The organism is Nonomuraea sp. NPDC003727 (genome assembly GCF_053586935.1).
On the sequence record NZ_JBSFNE010000003.1, the window covers coordinates 543,889 to 563,456 of the forward strand.

At 72.8% G+C, this 19,568-nt stretch carries 20 protein-coding genes; 10 read left to right on the forward strand and 10 right to left on the reverse strand.

Annotated features, from left to right (window positions below; translation table 11 throughout):
- Positions 1-25 precede the first annotated feature (25 nt).
- Genes ACWDLG_RS11260 through ACWDLG_RS11280 form a run of 5 tightly spaced genes read right to left on the reverse strand, consistent with a single transcriptional unit; the run spans position 26 to position 4,953 of the window.
- Positions 26-706: a response regulator transcription factor gene (locus ACWDLG_RS11260; RefSeq protein WP_449918493.1), complete on the reverse strand. Its 681-nt coding sequence runs from the start codon at positions 704-706 to the stop codon at positions 26-28.
- Between the two features lie 41 nt (positions 707-747).
- On the reverse strand, positions 748-2,121 hold the full coding sequence (locus tag ACWDLG_RS11265) for a sensor histidine kinase (RefSeq protein WP_449918496.1): 1,374 nt from the start codon (positions 2,119-2,121) through the stop codon (positions 748-750).
- Positions 2,118-2,819, reverse strand: coding sequence for a response regulator transcription factor (locus ACWDLG_RS11270; RefSeq protein ID WP_354914324.1), 702 nt, complete (start codon positions 2,817-2,819; stop codon positions 2,118-2,120). The genes ACWDLG_RS11265 and ACWDLG_RS11270 overlap by 4 nt, the downstream gene beginning before the upstream one ends.
- Positions 2,820-2,845: 26 nt before the next feature.
- A complete protein-coding gene (lhgO, locus tag ACWDLG_RS11275; RefSeq protein WP_449918498.1) occupies positions 2,846-4,000 on the reverse strand; it encodes an L-2-hydroxyglutarate oxidase in 1,155 nt (384 codons plus the stop codon).
- Entirely contained in the window at positions 3,997-4,953 is a 957-nt protein-coding gene (locus tag ACWDLG_RS11280; protein ID WP_449918659.1) for an NAD-dependent epimerase/dehydratase family protein, read from the reverse strand. The genes lhgO and ACWDLG_RS11280 overlap by 4 nt, the downstream gene beginning before the upstream one ends.
- Between ACWDLG_RS11280 and ACWDLG_RS11285 the strand changes: the two genes are divergently transcribed.
- From ACWDLG_RS11285 to ACWDLG_RS11300, 4 genes are read left to right on the forward strand one after another with little or no spacing between them, the layout of a single operon-like run.
- A complete protein-coding gene (locus ACWDLG_RS11285; RefSeq protein ID WP_449918671.1) occupies positions 4,835-5,176 on the forward strand; it encodes a hypothetical protein in 342 nt (113 codons plus the stop codon). The genes ACWDLG_RS11280 and ACWDLG_RS11285 overlap by 119 nt on opposite strands.
- Positions 5,169-5,750, forward strand: a complete 582-nt coding sequence (locus ACWDLG_RS11290; RefSeq protein WP_449918500.1) for an RNA polymerase sigma factor — start codon at positions 5,169-5,171, stop codon at positions 5,748-5,750. The genes ACWDLG_RS11285 and ACWDLG_RS11290 overlap by 8 nt, the downstream gene beginning before the upstream one ends.
- Positions 5,737-6,024, forward strand: a complete 288-nt coding sequence (locus ACWDLG_RS11295; protein ID WP_449918502.1) for a hypothetical protein — start codon at positions 5,737-5,739, stop codon at positions 6,022-6,024. The genes ACWDLG_RS11290 and ACWDLG_RS11295 overlap by 14 nt, the downstream gene beginning before the upstream one ends.
- 14 nt (positions 6,025-6,038) lie before the next feature.
- Positions 6,039-6,413, forward strand: a complete 375-nt coding sequence (locus ACWDLG_RS11300) for a hypothetical protein (RefSeq protein WP_449918503.1) — start codon at positions 6,039-6,041, stop codon at positions 6,411-6,413.
- Here the strand turns inward: ACWDLG_RS11300 and ACWDLG_RS11305 are convergent.
- The 4 genes from ACWDLG_RS11305 to ACWDLG_RS11320 all read right to left on the reverse strand — a co-directional run bounded on the left by ACWDLG_RS11305 (position 6,385) and on the right by ACWDLG_RS11320 (position 13,818).
- Positions 6,385-9,957 carry an SCO7613 C-terminal domain-containing membrane protein gene (locus ACWDLG_RS11305; protein WP_449918506.1) on the reverse strand — a complete coding sequence of 1,191 codons (3,573 nt, stop codon included), beginning with the start codon at positions 9,955-9,957 and terminating at the stop codon, positions 6,385-6,387. The two genes, ACWDLG_RS11300 and ACWDLG_RS11305, sit on opposite strands and share 29 nt — an antisense overlap.
- Before the next feature lie 117 nt (positions 9,958-10,074).
- Entirely contained in the window at positions 10,075-11,277 is a 1,203-nt protein-coding gene (locus ACWDLG_RS11310) for a hypothetical protein (protein WP_449918509.1), read from the reverse strand.
- 7 nt (positions 11,278-11,284) lie between these two features.
- On the reverse strand, positions 11,285-12,565 hold the full coding sequence (locus ACWDLG_RS11315) for an MATE family efflux transporter (RefSeq protein ID WP_449918510.1): 1,281 nt from the start codon (positions 12,563-12,565) through the stop codon (positions 11,285-11,287).
- On the reverse strand, positions 12,562-13,818 hold the full coding sequence (locus tag ACWDLG_RS11320; RefSeq protein ID WP_449918513.1) for an MATE family efflux transporter: 1,257 nt from the start codon (positions 13,816-13,818) through the stop codon (positions 12,562-12,564). Before ACWDLG_RS11320 ends, ACWDLG_RS11315 begins: the two co-directional genes overlap by 4 nt.
- Positions 13,819-13,913: 95 nt before the next feature.
- Here ACWDLG_RS11320 and ACWDLG_RS11325 point away from each other — a divergent pair, with 95 nt between their 5' ends.
- Positions 13,914-14,882, forward strand: a complete 969-nt coding sequence (locus ACWDLG_RS11325; RefSeq protein ID WP_449918514.1) for an aldo/keto reductase — start codon at positions 13,914-13,916, stop codon at positions 14,880-14,882.
- Positions 14,883-14,889: 7 nt separating this feature from the next.
- Here ACWDLG_RS11325 and ACWDLG_RS11330 read toward each other — a convergent pair whose 3' ends face one another.
- A complete protein-coding gene (locus ACWDLG_RS11330) occupies positions 14,890-15,141 on the reverse strand; it encodes a DUF2530 domain-containing protein (RefSeq protein WP_449918516.1) in 252 nt (83 codons plus the stop codon).
- 107 nt (positions 15,142-15,248) lie between these two features.
- Here ACWDLG_RS11330 and ACWDLG_RS11335 point away from each other — a divergent pair, with 107 nt between their 5' ends.
- The 5 genes from ACWDLG_RS11335 to thpR all read left to right on the forward strand — a co-directional run bounded on the left by ACWDLG_RS11335 (position 15,249) and on the right by thpR (position 19,426).
- Positions 15,249-16,703 carry an NCS2 family permease gene (locus ACWDLG_RS11335; protein ID WP_449918519.1) on the forward strand — a complete coding sequence of 485 codons (1,455 nt, stop codon included), beginning with the start codon at positions 15,249-15,251 and terminating at the stop codon, positions 16,701-16,703.
- Entirely contained in the window at positions 16,700-16,834 is a 135-nt protein-coding gene (locus tag ACWDLG_RS11340; RefSeq protein ID WP_449918522.1) for a hypothetical protein, read from the forward strand. Before ACWDLG_RS11335 ends, ACWDLG_RS11340 begins: the two co-directional genes overlap by 4 nt.
- A 314-nt stretch (positions 16,835-17,148) precedes the next feature.
- Positions 17,149-17,577 carry a MarR family winged helix-turn-helix transcriptional regulator gene (locus ACWDLG_RS11345; protein ID WP_449918525.1) on the forward strand — a complete coding sequence of 143 codons (429 nt, stop codon included), beginning with the start codon at positions 17,149-17,151 and terminating at the stop codon, positions 17,575-17,577.
- 23 nt (positions 17,578-17,600) lie between these two features.
- The gene (locus ACWDLG_RS11350; protein WP_449918527.1) at positions 17,601-18,821 is read left to right on the forward strand and encodes an MFS transporter; all 1,221 of its coding nucleotides are present in this window, start codon (positions 17,601-17,603) and stop codon (positions 18,819-18,821) included.
- Positions 18,822-18,880: 59 nt separating this feature from the next.
- Positions 18,881-19,426 carry an RNA 2',3'-cyclic phosphodiesterase gene (gene thpR / locus ACWDLG_RS11355; protein WP_449918530.1) on the forward strand — a complete coding sequence of 182 codons (546 nt, stop codon included), beginning with the start codon at positions 18,881-18,883 and terminating at the stop codon, positions 19,424-19,426.
- Positions 19,427-19,568: the final 142 nt, after the last annotated feature.

Genomic DNA, 19,568 nt, shown 5'->3' on the forward strand with positions numbered 1-19,568 from the left:
GACGGATTCGTGGCATTGGTCCGGCTCAGGACTCGGCCGGCGGCTCCCTGAGCACGTATCCGACGCTCCGCAGCGTGTGGATGAGGCGCGGCTCCACGTCGTCGACCTTGCGCCGCAGGTACGACACGTACGACTCGACCACGCCCGCGTCACCGCCGAAGTCGTAGTTCCACACGTGGTCGAGGATCTGCGCCTTGGACAGCACCCTGCCCGCGTTGGCCATGAAGTAGTGCAGCAGCTTGTACTCGGTCGGCGACAGGTGCACCTGCCGCCCGCCGCGCCACACCTCGCGCTCGGTCTCGTCCAGCACCAGATCGGCCACCTGCAGCCGGGCGCCGCCCACCTCCCCCCTGGTACGGCGCAGCACCGCCTGCACCCTGGCCAGCACCTCCTCCAAGCTGAACGGCTTGGTCACGTAGTCGGAGCCGAGCCCGAGCCCGGTCAGCTTGTCGTCGACCGCGTCGCGCGCGGTCAGGAACAGCACGGGCGCCTCCAGCCGCCTGGCCACCTCGAACCCGTCGAGGTCGGGCAGCATCACGTCGAGCACCACGAGGTCGGGCCTGGCCCGCTCGGCGATCTCCACGGCCTCCAGGCCGTCGGCGGCGGTCAGCACCTCGAAGCCGGAGAAGCGCAGGCTGGCGGAGAGCAGGTCGCGAATGCTCGGCTCGTCGTCCACCACCAGGATCAACGCCTCAGGTGTGTTCACCCCGCCAGCGTGCCGCAGCAGCCTGAGGAAAAGCTGAAGGGTTACTCAGGAGCGAGTGGGAGTTCGACCCTGAACGTCGCGCCCTCGCCGGGCACGCTGTGCACGACCACGCTGCCGCCGTGCGCCTCAACCAGCGCCGCGACGATGGCCAGGCCGAGGCCGCTGCCCCTGTCGTCCTCCGACCGGCGGGCGCGCGCGGAGTCGGCCCGGTAGAAGCGCTCGAAGACCCGTTCGGCCTGCTCGGGCGTGAGGCCGGGCCCCTTGTCCACCACTTCCAGGAACACCGTGGCGCCGGCGGCGCCGACCCTGATGGTGACGGGCGTGTCGGCGGGGGTGTGGGTGAGCGCGTTGGACATGAGGTTGCCGACGACCTGGCGCAGCCGTACCTCGTCGCCGGAGACGATGAGGGCGGCCCCGCCCACGACCTCCAGCGAGATGCCGCGTTCGGGGGCCAGGATGCGGGCGTCGTGGACGGCGTCGGCGGCCAGCGCCAGCATGTCGACGGGCCGCATCTGCAGCGGACGCTGCTGGTCCACCCTGGCCAGCAGCAGCAGGTCGTCGACCAGCAGGCTCATCCGGCCCGCCGCGCGCTCGACCCTGGCCAGCATCTCGGCGGGATCGGCCTCGGGGTTCTGCCTGGCGTACTCGGCGAAGCCGCGGATCGTGGTCAGCGGTGTGCGCAGCTCGTGGGCGGCGTCGGCGACGAAGCGGCGCATCCGCTCCTCCGACCTGCTGGCGGCGTTCTCCGACGCCGTCCGCGCCGCGAAGGCCGCCTCGATCTGGGCGAGCATGCCGTTGAGCGCGCGGGCGAGCCGTCCGACCTCGGTGCGCGGGTTGCCGTCGGGCACCCGCCTGCCGAGCTCGCCGCCGGCGATGGCCTCCGCCGTACGCTCGATCTGGGCCAGCGGGCGCATGCTCTTGCGCACGCTCGTGATGCCCACGACGGTCAGGATCAGCATGATGCCGCCGCCGCCGAGCAGCTCGATGAGCGCCAGCCTGCGGGTGATCTGCGTGACCTCGTCCAGGTCCATGGCGATCAGCACGACGGCGTTGTCCGGGCCGCGCACCTCCTGCACCCGCCACTCGCCGTCGCCGGAGACGGCGGGCACGGTCGTCGGCACGGCCGGCGGCGGCACCGGCACGACGGGCAGCTGCCGGTGGTCTGCGTCGAGGCCGCTGACCCACGGGCCGCCCGCCTTGACGATCACGTCGGGCTCCAGCACCAGGTTCTTCAGCGCCGGGGCGCCCCGGTGCTGCACCCGCATGAGCGCCCTGGCGGCCACCACCGAGATCTGCGTGTCCACCCTGTCGATCAGGTAGGTGTGCAGGACCGAGACGCTCAGCACGCCGATGAACGTGAGCCCGAAGGCCAGCAACGCGAGCGTCGCTGCGATCAGCTTGATCCTGAGGGTCATGTCTCGGGAGGGCTGCGCAGCACGTAGCCGACACCGCGCAGGGTGTGGATGAGCCGCGGCTCCCTGTTGTCGATCTTGCGGCGGAGCACCGACACGTACGACTCGACGATGCCCACCTCGCCCCTGAAGTCGTAGTCCCAGACGTGGTCGAGGATCTGCGGCTTGGACAGCACCCTGCCCGCGTTGGCCATGAAATAGCGCAGGAGCTTGAACTCCGTCGGCGACAGCGACACCGGCCGGCCGCCGCGCCACACCTCGTGGCTCTCCTCGTCGAGCTCGATGTCGGCGAACGTCAGCCGGGGCGGCGGCGCCTGCGGGTCTCCCGCGGTACGGCGGAGCACCGCCCGGATCCTGGCCACCACCTCCTCCAGGCTGAACGGCTTGGTGACGTAGTCGTCGCCGCCGATCGTGAGCCCGCGGATCTTGTCCTCCGTCTCGTCCCGAGCGGTGAGGAACACCACCGGCGTGCCCTGCCCGCTGCTGCGCAGCCGCCGCACGACCTCGAACCCGTCCAGGTCGGGGAGCATCACGTCGAGCACCACGAGGTCGGGCCGGTGCCGCTGCACGGCGGTGACCGCGTCGAGCCCGTTCTTCGCGGTGGACACGTCGAAACCCGCGAACCTCAGGCTCGCGGCGAGTAGCTCGAGGATGTTCGGCTCGTCCTCGACGATCAGCAGGCGTGCTTCCACGGCGTCCATAGTGGCCATCACATCTAAGAATGCCCTTAACGGGCGAGTGCTGGGACAATCCCCGCGATATGCCTGGCTATCGCCAGGCTGGACGTGGCGGCGGGAGAGGGCGCGTTGCGCACCAGCGCGATCCGGCCGTGCAGGTCGACCACGAAGTCGTCGACCATGCCGCCGTCGCGGGAGACGGCCTGGGCGCGCACGCCTCCTTCGGTGGGCGCGAGGTCGGCGGCGGTGATAGCCGGGACGTAACGCCTGGCGGCGCGGACGAACGCGCCCTTGACCGCCGAGCCGTACAGCTCCCGCAGGCCGGTGCGCCAGTGGCGGCGCGCGAGCCTGCGGGTGCCCTCCCAGGTCAGCAGCGCGCGCACGTCGCCGAGCACGGCGTTTGGCCCGACCAGCACCTCGCCGTCGATGCGCCGGGTCAGGTGGACGCCGAGGAACGGGTAGCGGGGGTCGGGCACCGGGTAGATCAGGCCGCGCACCAGGTCCTTGGCCGACCCGGCCAGCGCGTAGTACTCGCCCTTGAACGGCACGATCCGCACCTCGCCCGGCTGTCCCGCCATCCTGGCGACGGCGTCGGTGCCGAGCCCGGCGCACGCCACGAGCCGGTCGAAGGCGAACTTCCGGCGACCGGCCAGGACCTCCACCGCGCTCGCGGTCTCACGGATCGCCCTGACCGGGTGGGCCAGCCGTAGCGAGCCGCCCAGCTCGGCCACGTCGCGGGCGAGCCGGCGGGCGACGGCCGGGAAGTCGGCGATCGCGGTGTGCGGCGAGTGGACGGCGGCGACGCCCACCGCGTGCGGCTCGACCTCGCGCAGGGCCAGCGCGTCGAGCTCGGCGATGCCGGGGACGCCGTTGGCCCTGGCCCGCTCGGCGAGCGCGCGCAGCGCGGGCCGCTCGGCCGCCGTGGAGGCGACCACGAGCTTGCCCACCTCCTCGTACGGCAGGCCGTGCTCGGCGCAGTACTCCCGCAGCAGCGCCATGCCCTCCCGGCACAGGGTGGCCTTGAGCGAACCCGGCTGGTAGTAGATGCCGGCGTGGACGACCCCGCTGTTGTGGCCGGTCTGGTGGGCCGCGACCCGGTTCTCCCCCTCCAGGACGATCACCTCGGCGCCTCTGGTGCGCGCGAGCTCCCGGGCGACGGCCAAGCCGACGATGCCCGCTCCGATGACGCCGATCCGCTCTGTCATATGGTCAAGTGTCCTTCAGCGATGAGCCATCTCACCGTGTCCGCCACGGTGTTCTCCACGGGTCGCAGCGAGACCCCCAGCTCGCGCAGCGTCGGGACGTCGTCGGTGGGGACGAGCGTCAGCATGATGTCGGCGGCGTCGCGGGTCAGCGGGTGGTCGAGGGGCACGACGCGTTTCAGCGCGTCGAGCGTGGAGCCCGTGGCTCGCAGCAGCGCGCCGGGGATCCTGAAGCGCCGCACCCGCCGTCCCGTGACGTCCTCGCAGAGCGTCGCCATCTGCCCCCAGGTCAGGAAATGTCCGCCTAACAGGTAGCGGCGGGCGCCCTTGCCGGGGGTGAAGCACCGGGCGAGCGCGACGGCCAGGTCGCGCACGTCGAGCACGTTCACCCCGCCGGGCACGATCGGCCAGCCCTGCCTGAGCCCGGCCCTGATGCCCTCGTTGAGCGCGTCGAGCGTGGGCTGGCCGGGGCCGACGACGCCGCCGGGGTAGACGATGGTCACGCCGTCGAGATCCCTGGCGTAGCGCTCGCCGTACAGCTTGGTCATGCCGTAGGCGTTGCGCGGCCTGGCCAGCGGGCTGTCCACGGTGATGACGGGGTGGCTGGGCGGCACGAACACCGCGACGGTGGACAGGTGCACGATCGGGTCCAGCCCGAGCTCCACGGCCTGGGCGAGCACGTTCTTCAGCCCGCGGACGTTCGCGCCGTGCAGGTCGACCTCGTGCCCGGTCACGCCGATGTCCGCGGCGGCGTGCAGGACCGCGTCACACTGTGCCAGTGCCTTCCGTACGGCTTCCGCGTCCGTGATGTCCGCCTGGTAGAGGACACCGGGTACCTTGACCACCTTCTTCACCTTTTCCGGATTTCTCACCAGAAGAAGGCATTCATGGCCCGCCTCGCGCAACGCGACGACCGCGTGGGAACCGATGAAGCCCGACGCACCCGTCACCAACACGCGCATGCTCTGGAAGCTAGCGCTTGGATGTTTGCCGTCTCAAGTGCCGGACGGCGACGGTGAATCCTTTCGCGACCGAAACGCCTCTCATAGATGTCCGGCCACCGCGCCGGACCCGGATCCGGAGGTTGTCATGATCGTTGGTGCCGTCATCGCCGCGGCCGTTCTCGTCTGCACGTGCTCCGTCGTCGTGCTGCGCCGAAGGAGCCGCTCGCGTGGCTGACCGTGCCTGGCCCGACGACGTGCTGATCGCCGCCGCCCAGCGTGGAGACGTCGAGTCGATCACCGCGCTGGTCTCCGGCTCCCACCCGCACGTACGGCGATTCGCGCATGCCCTGTGCGCCTCGCCCGAGGACGCCGAGGACGCCGCGCAGGAGGCGCTGATCATCCTGTACCGGAAGATCGGGATGCTGCGCGCCTCCGGAGCGCTGGCCTCGTGGATGTTCCGCATCGTCCGCAACGAGTGCCTGCGCCAGGCGCGGCTGATGCTGCGGCAGTTCCCGCCGGCCGAGGACACCCCGTCATCGGCCGGCACGGCCCTGCCGTCGGCCGAGGACGAGGTCCTGGGCCGCCTGGAGGCCGAAAGGGTCGCGGCGGCGATCGCCGCGCTGCCCGACGACCAGCGCCGGGTGCTGATCATGCGAGACGTCCAGGGCCACAGCGGGCGGATGGTCGCCGACGCGCTCGGCCTCAGCACCGCCGCCATGAAGTCCCGGCTGCACCGCGCCCGCGCCGCGGTTCACGACACACTGCACGGCACCCTCGACACCGCCATCGGAGGCGATGATGACCACTGACGATCGAAGCTTCGCGAGCGCGTCGGTGCCCCGGCACCTGCTCCGCGGGGTGGTGGGGTTCGGCGCGCTGATCGGGTCGCTCGCGCTCGTTCCCACGTTCGGCCTCGCCGCCCTCCTGCTCGCGCCGGTCGGGCTGCTCGCCCTGCGCGGCTGCCCGACCTGCTGGGCGATCGGACTCGCGCAGACCATCTCCAGAGGCCGGTTGCGGCGTTCCTGCGAGAACGGCACGTGCGAGCTGACCGTCGCCCCTCCACGGTCGCACAGTCGAACATGAGTACGATGAGTCTCATGTACGTCCCACCGGAGTGGCCGCCCGAGGTCCGCCCGCCCAGCGTCCCCGACTGGGAGACCTCGGCCGTGGCCTGGCTGCTCGACGCCGTACCGCCCGACTACCGCGGCTACGAGGTGCTCCGCCGCCACCCGATCGCCCTGGCCAGGATGGCCGGCCACCACGTCGACTCGGCCATCGCGGCGGCCAGGGCCGGCTACCGGAGCGCGGCCGTCGACCTCAAGGACCGGCTGCCGCCGCACGCCGTCGAGGCGGTGCTCGACGTCTACCGCGCGGAGGGGCCGCGCCTGGTCCGGCTGGCCCGCTCGATCAGCGTCGTCGAGCGGGCCCTGCGCGGCGAGGCGTTCACCGCAACCTTGCGACAGCGTCCCTGAGCCTGCGCACGTCCCGCTTGCGCGCCTCGTAGGTGGCGCCCACCACCACGAGCAGCAGGCCGCCGAGCGCCATCGGCACCCACCGCGGCACCACGCCGAACAGATCGGCGATCCACGGCGCCAGCTCCCGCACCGCCACCACGGCCACCGTGAGCGCGCCCATGACGGTCGGCGCCTGCAGCCGCCACCTGGCGCCCGCCAGCGTCACGGCCAGCGCCGCCGTACCCAGGAGCAACGCCCTGAGCGGGGTGGCCGCCTGCACCAGGCTCGGCCCGAACGCCAGCGCCAGGCCCGGCCCGTACACCGGCCACGAGGACAGCGCCCTGCCGCGCGCCCCCCACCAGCCGGCGACCAGCAGCAGCACCGCGAACGGCAGCGTGTAGGCCTCCACCACCCGCACCTCGAACGCGGCCGCCACCGCGACCACCTCGCCCGCGACGAGCGCCCCGGACAGCACCGTCCAGCCGAACCGCGCCCGCCCCGTTCCGCCCGCGACGCCGCCGGGACCTCGGACGTCCGTCCACAGCAGTCCGGTGAGCGCCGCGACGGCCGCCAGCGCGGGCAGCACCGCAAGCGTCGCCGCCTGCACCGCCAGCGCCCAGCCGAGCGCCAGCGACCCGAGCCACAGCGCGGCCCCCGCGCTCCCCCGCCTGACCACCGCGTGCCCCGGCCCGCGGGCCGCCACCGCCGCGGCAGCCGCGGCCCCCAGCACCAGCAGGACCAGCACCACCGGGTACGGCACGCGCACCGTCACCGGTACCACCGCCAGTGCGACGGCGCCCGCCGGCACCCCGAACGCCGGCCGGGTCGCCAGCGCCGCCACCGCCCCCGCCACGCCGACCGCGACCAGCGCCAGCGGCCTGCCCCCTGCGAAGGCCGGCGCGCCACTCCACGCGTCCACCACCGGCAGGTACGCCCCCAGCGTCCCGACCAGCACGTCCCCGACGATCAGCACGGCCGCGACCGCCATCAGAACCGCCGTCACCCGCCCGGTGAACGCCGCCCACGAACCGTCCCGCCCGGCGCCCCCCAGCAGCGTCCCGCCCGCAGAAGCACCACCGCCCCCCAGCACCCCAGGACGACCGCCACCCGGCAACACCCCCGTGCCGCCACCGGGCCCCACCGGCCCCGGATGACCGGCACCCGGCATGACCCCCGGCCCACCGCCAGGCCCCACCGGCCCCGGGTGACCGGCACCCGGCATCACTCCCGGCCCACCGCCAGGCCCCACCGGCCCCGGGTGACCGTCGCCCGGCGTCACCCCGGGACTGCCGCCGACCTGCCCCGGCCCGGGACGATCGGCGCCCTCGCCCAGAGGACCCGATCCCAGTGCTCCCCCGGAGTCACCCCCCTGCGTCCCGGCGCCCGCGAGAGCGACCGGCCCCTGAGGCGGCGACGCCGCCGACGACTGCGACGGTGCCGATCCCAGCACCGGTGGCGCGCCTCGCGTGCCGTACCAGCCGAGCAAGGCCAGCGCCGCGCCCACCGCGAGCCCCGTCGCCGCCGCGTCCCTGGGAACCACGCCCAGGCCGTCCAGCGCCAGCCACACCAGCCCCGTGCCCGCGAACGACGCCCCCACCAGCGCCGCGGGCCGCCGGTACAGCGCGCCCCACGCCACCAGCAGCACCCCCAGCACCACGTAGGCCACGGCCCGCTCGTTCAGCGACCACAACACCGCGAGCCCGCCGGAAACCCCCGCCGTCCACGCCCACGGCGCAGCACCCCCGACGATCCCCGCCATCCGCGCCCGAGAACCACCGGCCACCGGCACCCCGCCGGAGCCCTCCGCGCGCGCGGCTGCCCGTTCCGTTCCCTCCGTGCCCGCGGCTGCCCGTTCCGTCCCCTCCGTGCCCGCGGCTGGCCGTCCCGTTCCCTCCGTGCCTGCGGCTGCCAGTTCCGTTCCCTGCGCGGCTGCCCGTTCCGTCCCCAGGAGCGCCGCGGCGAGCGTGCACCCCACCGCCACGACCAGCTGGACGGCCACCACCGCCGTGTACGGCAGCCCGTACGCCACCGGCGCCACCAGCACCGCCGCCACCACCGAGACCGGCGCCATCCACCGCGCCCGGCCCACGATCAGCGGCACCGCCGCCAGCAGGACGAACACGACGGGCGCCGACCGCACCATGACGAGTGTCCCCAGACGGAAGGACTCGTCCCCCATCACCGGCGCCTGCAGCAGGGCCAGCAGCGCCTGCGGCACGACCGGCACCGCGCTCACCAGCGCGAGGCCCACCCCGGCATAGGCGTAAGGCGCGCGCAGCCGTACCGGAAGCCACCTGGCCGCCGTCGCCACCGCCAGCGCGGCCACCGTGTACGGCACCACCCGCCAGGCCGACGGCAGCGGCTCGATCAGCAACGCGCCCGCCGCCACGACGAACGCCGTCGCCGACCCGACGGCCGCGACGCCCCTGCCGACCGCCTCGTCCGACCGGAACGCGACGTACGCGCCGACCGCCGCCAGTACCACCAGCCCGGCCGCATGCCACGGCCCGTGGGTGGCGAACGACGCGAGCCCGGCCCACATCAACGTGACCGTCCCCATGACGGCCAGGCACACCGTGGCCGTGACGCGTGCCGCCCGGCCGCGCGCCGCCGACGTCCAGATGGCGGCGTCGAGGGCGACCGTGGCGGCCAGCGCCCCGCTCGTCCAGCCGCCGCCGTGGCCGATCGACAGCAGCGGCAGCGGCGCCTGCAGCAGCACCACCGCCAGCGGCATCGGCACCTTGAGCGGCAACACCCTGCTGTAGCCGGCCGCCGCCGCGGCCACCACCGCGAGCGTGGCCGCGGTGTAGTCCCACCCGTCCAGGCCGCCGACCAGGCCGACCCTGCGCGCCGCGTACCCGTCGAGCAGCATCAGCGCCAGCCCGAGCACGCCGATGGTCTCCGCGGTCGCGTTGAGCCCGCGCCTGAGCAGCAGCGCCGGTACGGCCAGCGTCACCCCGGTCAGGCCCGCGAGGATGGCCGCCCTGCCGCCGATGCCGAGGTGGCCCCAGCTGACGACCGTGAACACGATCGCCGCCACGGCCAGCATGAGGCCGCCGAGGATGAGCAGCACGTTCTGCGCCGTCCGCTTCGACACCTCCGGCCGCGCCGCCTGCCCGGGACCGCCGGCACCCGTACCCCCCGGCACCCAGCCACCCGCGCCGCCGCCCGCACCACCGCCGGCACCCGCACCCTGCGCCCGGCCGCCCGCGACCGGCCCCGCGGGCCCGCCGGCTCCCGCCACCCCCGCACCGGCGCCTGTCCCCGCATCCCCCGTCGGCCCCGCGCCGGCCCCCTCCTGGCGGCCCGGAGAAGCCGAGTCGCCGGCGAAGGCCCCCGCGGGACCCGGATCGACACCCTGGGGGGCGACCCCCGGCGCGGGCCGTTCCGCCTGCCCCTGGAACCGGGCGCGGTCGGCGCGCAGGAGGGAGAGCAGGTGCTCCCGGCGCGCGTTCAGTTCCGCCTCGCGCGCCCTGAGCCCCGCCAGCGCCCCGTCGACCTGCCAGAGTTCCACCGCTACCGGCCCCGCCAGCGGCAGCGCGCACCGGGGGCATGCCGTCACGGGCCCGTGGAGGGGAAGCCCGCAATCAGGACAGTTCACGTGCATGCGGAGAACAATGCCGCACCCACTTGATGATCGCTTGCGTCTCGCTACTCAGATACGCCTGAGCATCCCGACTCAGCGCGTCTTCCTGGCGATGAACGTGATCACACCGGTGGCGCCCAGCGCCACCGCCAGCCACACCAGGATGTCCCGTCCCGTGATCCCGCCGGGGGCGTCCGCCGCCGTTGCCGAGGCGGGCGTGCTCTCCTGGTCCTCCGCCGGTTCGGCCGCCTCCTCGGCCCGCGCCGACGGCGAGGGGGACGGCGACGGCAGCGCCTTGGCGGGCAACGGCACCCGGTAGACCGGGCTGTCGGCGCCCTCGGTTCCCGTGAGCAGCGCCGTGCCGTCCCGGGTGTAGGCGATCGACTCCGCCTGGTCCATCGCGGGCATCGACACCTTCGCCAGCTGCTCGTCGAACCCGCTGAACACCGTCGCGGAGAAGTAGGTACGGATGACGAAGCTCGACCCGTCGGGCGCGTAGGCCGCGTCCGTCGCCATGATCGGCGCGGAGCCCACCTTGCGCAGGACGTTCGTCCCGCTCGCCCGCAGCCGCCTGGGCGCCTCGTAGATCGCCCCCGCGAACTGTTTGGTCACCACGTACAGCCGGCCGGTCTTCGGGTTGACCATGATGCCCTCGGCGTTGTGGCCGCCGTCCTCGTAGGTGAACCGGTAGCGCACGGCGGGCAGCGTCGCATCGCGCAGCGTGCCGGGCTCCATCACCTTGTAGACGGAGATGTCCGGCCAGGCGCCGTCGAAGTTGTCGCCGATGTCGGCGAACCACAGCACGCCTCGCCCCGTCGCCGGATCCCTGCTGGCGGCCATCGCCTCCCAGTCACGCGCCTGGGCGCCCCGCAGGGTGAAGGTGGCCTTGGTCTTCCCGTCGTCGTCGAGCGCGTAGAAGACCGGCCCCGCGTCGCTGTCGTTGTGGGTGTAGACCACGCCCTCACGGGTCGGCGAGAGCGCCAGCCCGCTCGACTCGGTGATCCGCGGATCGGAGATCCTGAACGCGACCGTCTCGCGCTCCCCCTCAGCAGGAGTCCCCTCAGCGGCGGGACTGCCCGCGGCAGGCGTCGCCGCGGCGGGACGACCCTCAGCCAGGCTCCCCTCGGCGGCAGCAGGAGTCACCGCGCCGGGCGCGAGAAGCCCGGGCGTGGAACCGGCAGCCGTGGACACGGCGGGTGCCGGGACCGCGGGCGTACCGACGGCGAAGGCAGGAGTCACCGGCAGCACGACCGCCACCCCGACCCCAGCAAGCGTGCGAACCAGGACATCCCCCATCCGCCCATCATGCCCCAGCAGTGACCATCCCTATCCGCGCGCTGTGCCGCGAGAACCCGCCGCCCTGCAGCAGGACCAGCACGACGTTCATCACCAGCACCGCCGTCCACAACCCCGGCAACCCCGCGAACCCCGCCACGGGCACCGCGACGCCCGCGAGCATGCCGTACCCGAGGAGAAAGCACCCCAGGCTCCAGCTCGACCGCTTGAGCGCGGTCAGCCCGAACCCCATGACCGCCTGCCAGCCGTCGGCGACCGACGCCGGCACGAGCAGCGGCAGGAGCGCGAGCGCGGTGTCACGCACGCCCGCGTCGCTGGTGAACAGGCCCATCAACGGCTCGCCGAAGGCCAGCAGGCCCACCGCGCCGACGCCTGACGCGGTGACCGCCAGCAGGACGGCGCCCCTGTTGACCCGCCTGGCCCGAGCAGCGTCGGCGGCGCGGGCGATCTCCGGAACAGACGCCTGGGCGACCGCGAGCGCCGCCACCATGAGCAGCCCCGCCAGCGATCCGAGGAGGGCGTGCGCCGCCGCGTTCCGCGTGCCGGTGCCGGCGGCGGCGTAGGTGACGACGGCCAGGGCGCCGAACTTGACGAGCGTGGTCGCCGACAGCGGCAGCCCGACCCGGGCCAGTTCGGCGATCTCCCGCGGCCTCGGACGGCCGGGCCGAAGGGACTGCCCGCGCAGGCCCGGCACGCGCATCAGGGCGAGGTTCGAGACGAGCATGCCGGCGGCCGCCGAGCCCAGCGCGGCGAGGCCGACTCCTCCGACGCCGAGCGACGGCGCCAGCACGACGATCAGCGCCACCTCGACCGCCGTGGCCGCCAGCGCGGACCACAGCACCTGACGGCTACGGCCCAGCGCGATGAGGACCGAGTTGGCACCGCCACCCGCCGCCAGCACCACGACGCAGGCCGCCAGCAGCCAGGGCAACGCGCCCAGCTCGGCGACGACCTCACCGGGCGCGCCACTGGCCGTCGCGATCAACGGCACGCACGTCATGACGGCCGCGCCCAGCCCGCCGACGCCGTAGGCGAGCCAGCGGGCGTCCTTGAGCACGGGTAACGCCGCCGCGGGGTCGCCGGCGTGCGGCGCGACGAACGGGACCATCCCCCGCACCGCGCCCGCCACCGCCGCGACCACCGGGTTGTACACGGCCAGCGCCAGCGCGAGGGCCGCGAGCGCGGCGGCCGACCGGTTGCCGAGGACGGCGCTGCCGACCAGGTGCGCCACCATGCCGGAGACCATCGACAGGAAGAGGGGTACGGCGGCGCCGATCAAGGCCTTCACGAGACGACATGCCTATCAGCCGTGACCGACAGAAACGCGAGCCCCTGCAGGGCCACCAGCAGCAGGTGGGTGGCCAGCACGGCCGTCCACAGCCCCACCAGTCCCCAGGCGCCCACCACCGGCCCGGCGGCGACGACCAGCAGGCCCCAGCCGACGGCGACGGAGCGCAGGCTCCGACCGGACCTCTTCATCGCGGTCAGCGCGAAGCCCAGAACCGCCGACGCCGCCTCCGCCATGCTCGACCCGAGCGCGACCATCACCACCGCGGACACCTGCGCGCGCACCGCCGGGTCGCCGGTGAACAGCCGGACCAGCACGCCGTCGAAAGCAAGCAGCAGGCCCGCGCCGGCCGCCGCCGCCGCGCCTGCCAGGGTGAGCGCGACGCGCGCGACACGCCGTCTGCCGCAGGCCCCGCCGGCGCGGGCGATCTCAGGAACCGCCGCCTGGGCCACGGCGAGCGCGGGCACCATGAGGAACCCGGTCAACGCGTAGACGATCGCGTGGGCGGCGGCCCCCGTGGCACCGGTCCTGGCCGCCGCGTAGGCCAGGACGCCCAGCCCCGCGAACTTGATCAGCATGGTCGCCGACAGCGGAAGGCTGACCCTGGCGATCTCCCTGATCTCCCGCGGGCGCGGCCGTCCCCTGCCGATGGGCCGGCCCAGCACGCGGCGCAAAGCGTGGTTCGCCACGGCGGCACCGGCCAGCGACGAGCCGAGGTAGGCCAGTCCCGCGCCGGCCGGCCCCCACCACGGCACCAGGACCGCCACCAGCACCACCGCCGCGGCCGTGGCCGCGACGCCTGCCCGCAGCACCTTCCCGCCGTGGCCGAGCGCGACGAGCACGGTGCTCACGCCGCCGTTGGCCGCGCCGACCAGCAGCGAGCACGCCAGCAGGTACGGCAGCGCGCCGAACCCCGTCACCGCGGCCCCGCTCACGGCGGCGACGAGCGGCACGCAGGCCACCGCGAGGGCGCCTGCCGTACCGATGGCGAGGGCGAGCCAGCGGGCGTCCCGCAGGACGGGGATCGCGGCGACGGGCTCGTCCCTGTGCGGGGCCACGAAGGGCGCGAGTCCCCGCAGGCCGCCGATGACGGCCATCGAGGCGGGCTGGTGGACGGCCATGGTCAACGCGAACGCGGCCAGTGCCGATGTGTCGTGGCGGCCCAGTGTGGCAGTGACGACGAGGGAGCCGGTCAGCCCGGTGACGGACGACAGCAGGAGGGGAAGCGCGGCGCTCGCCAGGAGTCGGTACATAAACGCACGATCCCGAGGCGACCACCCCGGGAGTTGTGATCATTATATCGAAAGGACTGGCCTGGAGTGGGGTCCGGGTTCTTAGGGTGGGTCTCATGGAATACGTGAACCTTGGACGCAGTGGCCTCAAGGTCAGCCCGCTCTGTCTCGGCACGATGAACTTCGGCCCCGAGACCACGGAGGAAGACTCCTTCGCGATCATGGACAGGGCCCACGAGCTCGGCATCAACTTCTTCGACACCGCCGACGTCTACGGCTGGAAGCTCGGCGAGGGCGTGACCGAGAACATCGTCGGCCGGTGGTTCGCCCAGGGCGGCGGCCGCAGGGAGCGCACGGTCATCGCCACGAAGTTCCACGGCAAGATGGGCGAGTGGCCGAACGAGGGCATGCAGTCCGCGCTGCACATCCGCAGGGCCTGTGACGCCTCGCTGCGGCGGCTCCAGACCGACTACATCGACATCTTCCAGGCCCACCACATCGGCAGGGAGACCCCGGTCGAGGAGTTCTGGGAGGCGATCGACGTCCTGCGCCGGCAGGGCAAGATCATCTACGCGGGCTCGTCCAACTACGCCGGCTGGCACATCGCCAAGGCGCAGGAGGCGGCCGCGAAGCGCAACATGTTCGGCCTGGTCAGCGAGCAGAGCCACTACAACCTGCTGACCCGCGCGGTCGAGCTGGAGGTGCTGCCCGCGTGCGAGGACTACGGCCTGGGCGTCATCCCCTGGAGTCCGCTGGCGGGCGGCCTGCTCGGCGGCGTCCTCCGCAAGATCGACAAGGGCCGCTCGGCCGCCGAGCACATGGTCAAGCAGCTCGAGAAGCACCGCGACAAGATCGAGCAGTACGAGGCGTTCTGCGACGAGCTCGGCGAGGATCCCGCGCACGTCGGTCTGGCCTGGCTGCTGACCAGGCCCGCGGTGGCCGCGCCGATCATCGGCCCGCGCACGATGGAGCAGCTCGACGGCGCCATGCGGACGCTGGAGATCAGGCTCGACGACAAGGCCCTCGCCCGGCTCGACGAGATCTTCCCCGGGCACAGCCCCGCCCCGGAGGACTACGCGTGGTAGCGGAGCCCTAGATCGGCGGTTCGACGGGGGTCTGGTCGGCCGGAAGCTGCCTGCGGCTCCTGCGGTCGACGAACCAGTAGCCGAACCCGCCCAGGACGATGCCCGTCACGCAGGTCCAGATCCACCACTCGTGGTCCGGCCCTGGCCGTACGATCAGCAGGACGGCCAGGGCGACGGCCCACAGCCCTGTCCCCACGAGCACGGCGGCCCGGTCGTTGGTCTCGAGCGGCTCGGGGTCGGGACGCCATGCCTGCTTCACGTCGTCCAGACTAGTCGACGTCCCGTTTCGCGCGATATGGCGGCAAATCAGTCTCGATCAGGTCGCAAGGTCTTTTGGCAGGTGGCAAGCCCTGCCACTCTTCGCGCGTGAAAGACACGATAACTCCCCCTCTTTCCGGTCTTGACCGATTCTTCGCCATCTCGGCTCGTGGTTCGACGGTGTCCCGCGAGGTCCGCGGTGGCTTGGCCACCTTCTTCACGATGGCCTACATCGTCGTCCTGAACCCGATCATCATCGGCACCGTCAAGGACGTCCAGGGCCAGTTCATCGGCGACGGCCTGGCCGCGAACCTGCCGCTGGTCGCCTCCGGCACCGCGTTCGTCGCGGGCCTGCTGTCCATCCTCATGGGCGTGGTCGGCAGGGTGCCGTTCGCCATGGCGGCCGGCCTCGGTCTCAACGCCTTCGTGACGTACGGCATCGCCTCCCAGATGACCTGGGAGGCGGCGATGGGCCTGGTCTTCCTCGAGGGCGTCATCATCGCGATCCTCGTGCTGACCGGGTTCCGCGTGGCCGTGTTCAACGCCATCCCCGCCCAGTTGAAGACCGCGATCAGCGTCGGCATCGGTCTGTTCATCGCGCTGATCGGCTTCGTGGACGCCGGTTTCGTCCGCCGCGTCGCCGCGGGACCGCCGCTGGAGATGGGCATCGCGGGCGCGCTGACGTCGTGGCCGCTGCTCGTCTTCATCATCGGCCTGCTGGCCACGGCCGTGCTGGTGGCGCGCAAGGTCAAGGGCGCCATCCTCATCGGCATCGTCGGCACCACCCTGCTGGCGATGGTCGTCGAGGCGCTCACCAACACGGGCCCGGCCTCCAAGACGAACCCGTCCGGCTGGCAGCTGAACGTCCCCACCCTCCCCGAGCAGATCTTCGGCTTCCACAACCCGCTCACGCTGTTCACCGAGTTCGACCCGCTCGGCGCGTTCAGCCAGGTCTCGGTGATCCTGGCGATCCTGTTCGTCTTCACGCTGCTGGTGACCGACTTCTTCGACACGATGGGCACCATCGTGGGCGTCGGCCGCCAGGCGAACCTGGTCGACGAGGACGGCCAGATGGCGCGCACCCGCGAGATCCTGCTCGTCGACTCCATCGGCGCGGCGGCCGGCGGCGCGGGCTCGGTCTCGTCGAACACGACCTACATCGAGTCGGCCTCCGGTGTCGCCGAGGGCGCGCGGACCGGTCTGGCGGCCGTGGTCACCGGTGTCCTGTTCCTGCTGTCGATCCTGGTCGCGCCGCTGGTCGTGGTCGTGCCGTACGAGGCGGCGGCGCCCGCGCTGGTCGTGGTCGGCTTCATGATGATGACCTCGGTCCGCGAGATCGACTGGAACGACTACGGCATCGCGATCCCGGCGTTCCTGACGATCGTCCTCATGCCGTTCACCTACTCCATCTCGAACGGCATCGGCGCGGGCTTCCTCAGCTACGTGCTCATCCAGCTGGCGAGGGGCAGGCGCAGCGACATCCACCCGCTGCTGTGGGTGGTGGCGGCGCTGTTCGTCGTCTACTTCGCGCTCGGCCCGATCAGGAGCCTGCTCGGCATGTGACGTCCTCGACCCGCCAGGCCGTGGTGGCCTGGCGGGTCCGCGCGATCATGACCAGGGCCGCGCCGACGAGCGCGGCGGCCACCGGCAGGGCCGCCGTGACCGCACGCGGCCAGTACCGTGCCGCCGCCTGACCAGGCCGGCCGCCGCGAGCAGCGCCACGCACGCCGCCGTCGCCACCGGCCCCCTCCGTCGCCACTGGCCGCCGTCGCCACCGGCCCTGGCGTCGCCCCTTGAGCGGGAGCGGCCGGCCGTACTCGTGGGCGAGAACCGACAGGGCGGGAACCGCGAGCGTTCCACCGGCGCCCACCAGGCCGCGGTCACCCAGAATAAGAAGTGCGCGGCGCACTGTATCAATGGGTGAGACAAACCCAACTGAAGGGAATATCGTGGCAAACCATATAGTTAGCAAGGGTAATGAGACGTGCTAACGAATCCCTCGCACAAGATGGACCTGCGCAGCGACGCGGGCCTGGCCTCAGTCCTGCGCGTGTCGCTGGCGCGGCTGACCAGGCGACTCCGACGACAGGCAGCGGCACACACCCTGACACCCACGCAGTTCGCGACGCTCGCCGCCGTGGAACGGCATTCAGGGATAACCCCCGGCGAATTGGCCGAGCTCGAGAAGGTGCAGCCACCCTCGATGACACGGGTGATCGCCGCGCTCGAGGAGCGCGGGTTGGTCGCGCGCTCGCCGCATCCGACCGACCGGCGGCAGGTGACCGTGGCGGTGACCGACGCCGCCAAGGCGCTGCTGAAGGAGGAGCGCCGGTTGAAGGAGGCGTGGCTGACGCAGCGCTTGAAGGAGCTGACACCCGAGGAGCGGGCAGTGCTCCGGCAGGCGGCGCCGATTCTGGAGAAGCTCAGCAAGATATAGAGCCTGACGAACCCAGGACCGGAATGTTCCGGTCGCTTCGGGTTCACAACTACCGGCTGTTCGCGGCCGGAGGCGTCGTCTCCAACGTCGGCACCTGGATGCAGCGCACCGCCCAGGACTGGCTGGTGCTCGACCTGACACACGGCAGCGCGGCGGCGCTCGGCGCCACGACCGCGCTGCAGTTCCTTCCCCAGCTGATGTTCGGCCTGTTCGGCGGCGTGCTCGCCGACCGCTATCCCAAGCGCCCCGTCCTGGTGGTCGCCCAGTCGCTCATGGCGATGCTGGCGCTGACGATGGGCGTCCTCACCGTCACCGGTTCGGCCCAGGTCTGGCACGTCTACACGATGGCCTTCCTTCTCGGCGTCATCTCCTGCGTGGAGGTGCCGACCCGGCAGGCGTTCGTGGTCGAGATGGTGGGTCGCCGCGACCTGCCCAACGCGATCGCGCTGAACGCCTCGATCTTCAACCTGGCCCGCGTGGTCGGTCCCGCCGTCGCCGGCGTGCTCATGTACGCCATCGGCACCGGCCCGATCTTCCTGCTGAACGCGCTGACCTTCGGCGGCGTCATCTCGAGCCTGCTGCTCATGCGCAGGTCGGAGCTGACCCCGGCCGAGCTCGTCCCGAGAGCCAAGGGCCAGCTGCGCGAGGGCCTGCGCTACGTCGTCGAACGCCCGGAGCTGCTGCTTCCCATCCTGGTGATCGCGTTCATGGCGATGTTCACGCAGTCGTTCTCGATGTCGATCGCGCTGATGGCGCGCCAGGTCTTCGGGCAGGGAGCCTCGTCGTTCGGTGTGGCCTCCAGCGCCTTCGCCGTCGGCGCGCTCGCCGGGGCCCTGCTGGCGGCCCGCCGCGCCCGCCCGACCCGCAGCCTGCTCATCGCCGGCGCCGTCGGTTTCGGACTGTTCCAGGTCGTGGTCGGGGTGGCCCCGTTCTACCCGGTCTACCTCCTGCTGCTGGTCCCCACCGGCATCGCGCTGATCACCGTCAACACCGCGGCCAACTCGCTGGTCCAGATGTCCACCTCGCCCGAGATGCGGGGCCGGGTCATGGGCATCTACGTGCTGGTCTTCACCGGCGGCGCCCCGATCGGCGCGCCCCTGATCGGCTGGATCGCGGATATGGGCGGCCCCCGCGTCGGCGTCATGCTCGGCGGGGTGCTCACGCTGGCCGGCACCGGCCTGGCGATCCTGCTCAGCCGGTTGATCACCACCCGGCTCACCCGGCCGGCCCTCGCCACCGCCTGACGGCCGGCGACCCGAGCCCCGCCCGCCGCCCCAGGGCCGCGGGCGGGAGAATCGGTCATGTGAGACTGTTCGCCGCGATCATCCCGCCGCCCGAGATCCTCGACGAGGTGGCCGCCGCCCTGGCGCCCGTCGCGGGGCTGGTGGAGGGCGTGCGCTTCCCCGACCGCGCGACCTGGCACCTCACGCTCGCCTTCTACGGGGACGTGCCCGAACGCGTCCTGCCCGACCTCGAGGAACGGCTGGCCCGCGCCGCCGCCCGCCATCCCGTCAAGCGGGTGGCCTTCACCGGCGCGGGCGCCTTCGCCAAGCGCGTGCTCTGGCTGGGCCTCACCGGCGACCCCCTGGTACGGCTCGCCGCCTCCGCCAGCGCGGCGGGGCGGCGGGCGGGAGCCGTACAGACCGATGACAAGCCGTTCCGCCCGCATCTCACGGTCGGCCGCACCCGCCACCCCACCGACCTGCGCCCCCTGGTGGAGGCGCTGTCGTCGTTCGCCGGGTCGAGCTGGTCGGCCGACGCGGTCGATCTGGTCCGCAGCCACCTGGGCGCCTCGGTGAGGTACGAGTCACTGGGGCGATGGGCTCTCGCACCCGATGAGCGGGGTTAGGCTACGCCGCGTGGACCGTCCTCGTTTCTGGCTTCTTCCGACCGTGCTCGGCGTGCTGCTGCTCATCGTCATCGTCGGCGCGGCGCTGACCTGACCTCGCCGCCGGCGCCGGCCCGACGTGGCTTCAGGGAAGCCCGCGGGA

Coding starts and splice junctions, on each gene's coding strand:
- ACWDLG_RS11265 (WP_449918496.1), bottom strand. CDS start 2,121: ATGACCCTCAGGATCAAGCTGATCGCAGCGACGCTCGCGTTGCTGGCC.
- ACWDLG_RS11270 (WP_354914324.1), bottom strand. CDS start 2,819: ATGGACGCCGTGGAAGCACGCCTGCTGATCGTCGAGGACGAGCCGAAC.
- lhgO (WP_449918498.1), bottom strand. CDS start 4,000: ATGACAGAGCGGATCGGCGTCATCGGAGCGGGCATCGTCGGCTTGGCC.
- ACWDLG_RS11295 (WP_449918502.1), top strand. CDS start 5,737: ATGATGACCACTGACGATCGAAGCTTCGCGAGCGCGTCGGTGCCCCGG.
- ACWDLG_RS11300 (WP_449918503.1), top strand. CDS start 6,039: ATGTACGTCCCACCGGAGTGGCCGCCCGAGGTCCGCCCGCCCAGCGTC.
- ACWDLG_RS11310 (WP_449918509.1), bottom strand. CDS start 11,277: ATGGGGGATGTCCTGGTTCGCACGCTTGCTGGGGTCGGGGTGGCGGTC.
- ACWDLG_RS11320 (WP_449918513.1), bottom strand. CDS start 13,818: ATGTACCGACTCCTGGCGAGCGCCGCGCTTCCCCTCCTGCTGTCGTCC.
- ACWDLG_RS11325 (WP_449918514.1), top strand. CDS start 13,914: ATGGAATACGTGAACCTTGGACGCAGTGGCCTCAAGGTCAGCCCGCTC.
- ACWDLG_RS11345 (WP_449918525.1), top strand. CDS start 17,149: ATGGACCTGCGCAGCGACGCGGGCCTGGCCTCAGTCCTGCGCGTGTCG.
- ACWDLG_RS11350 (WP_449918527.1), top strand. CDS start 17,601: ATGTTCCGGTCGCTTCGGGTTCACAACTACCGGCTGTTCGCGGCCGGA.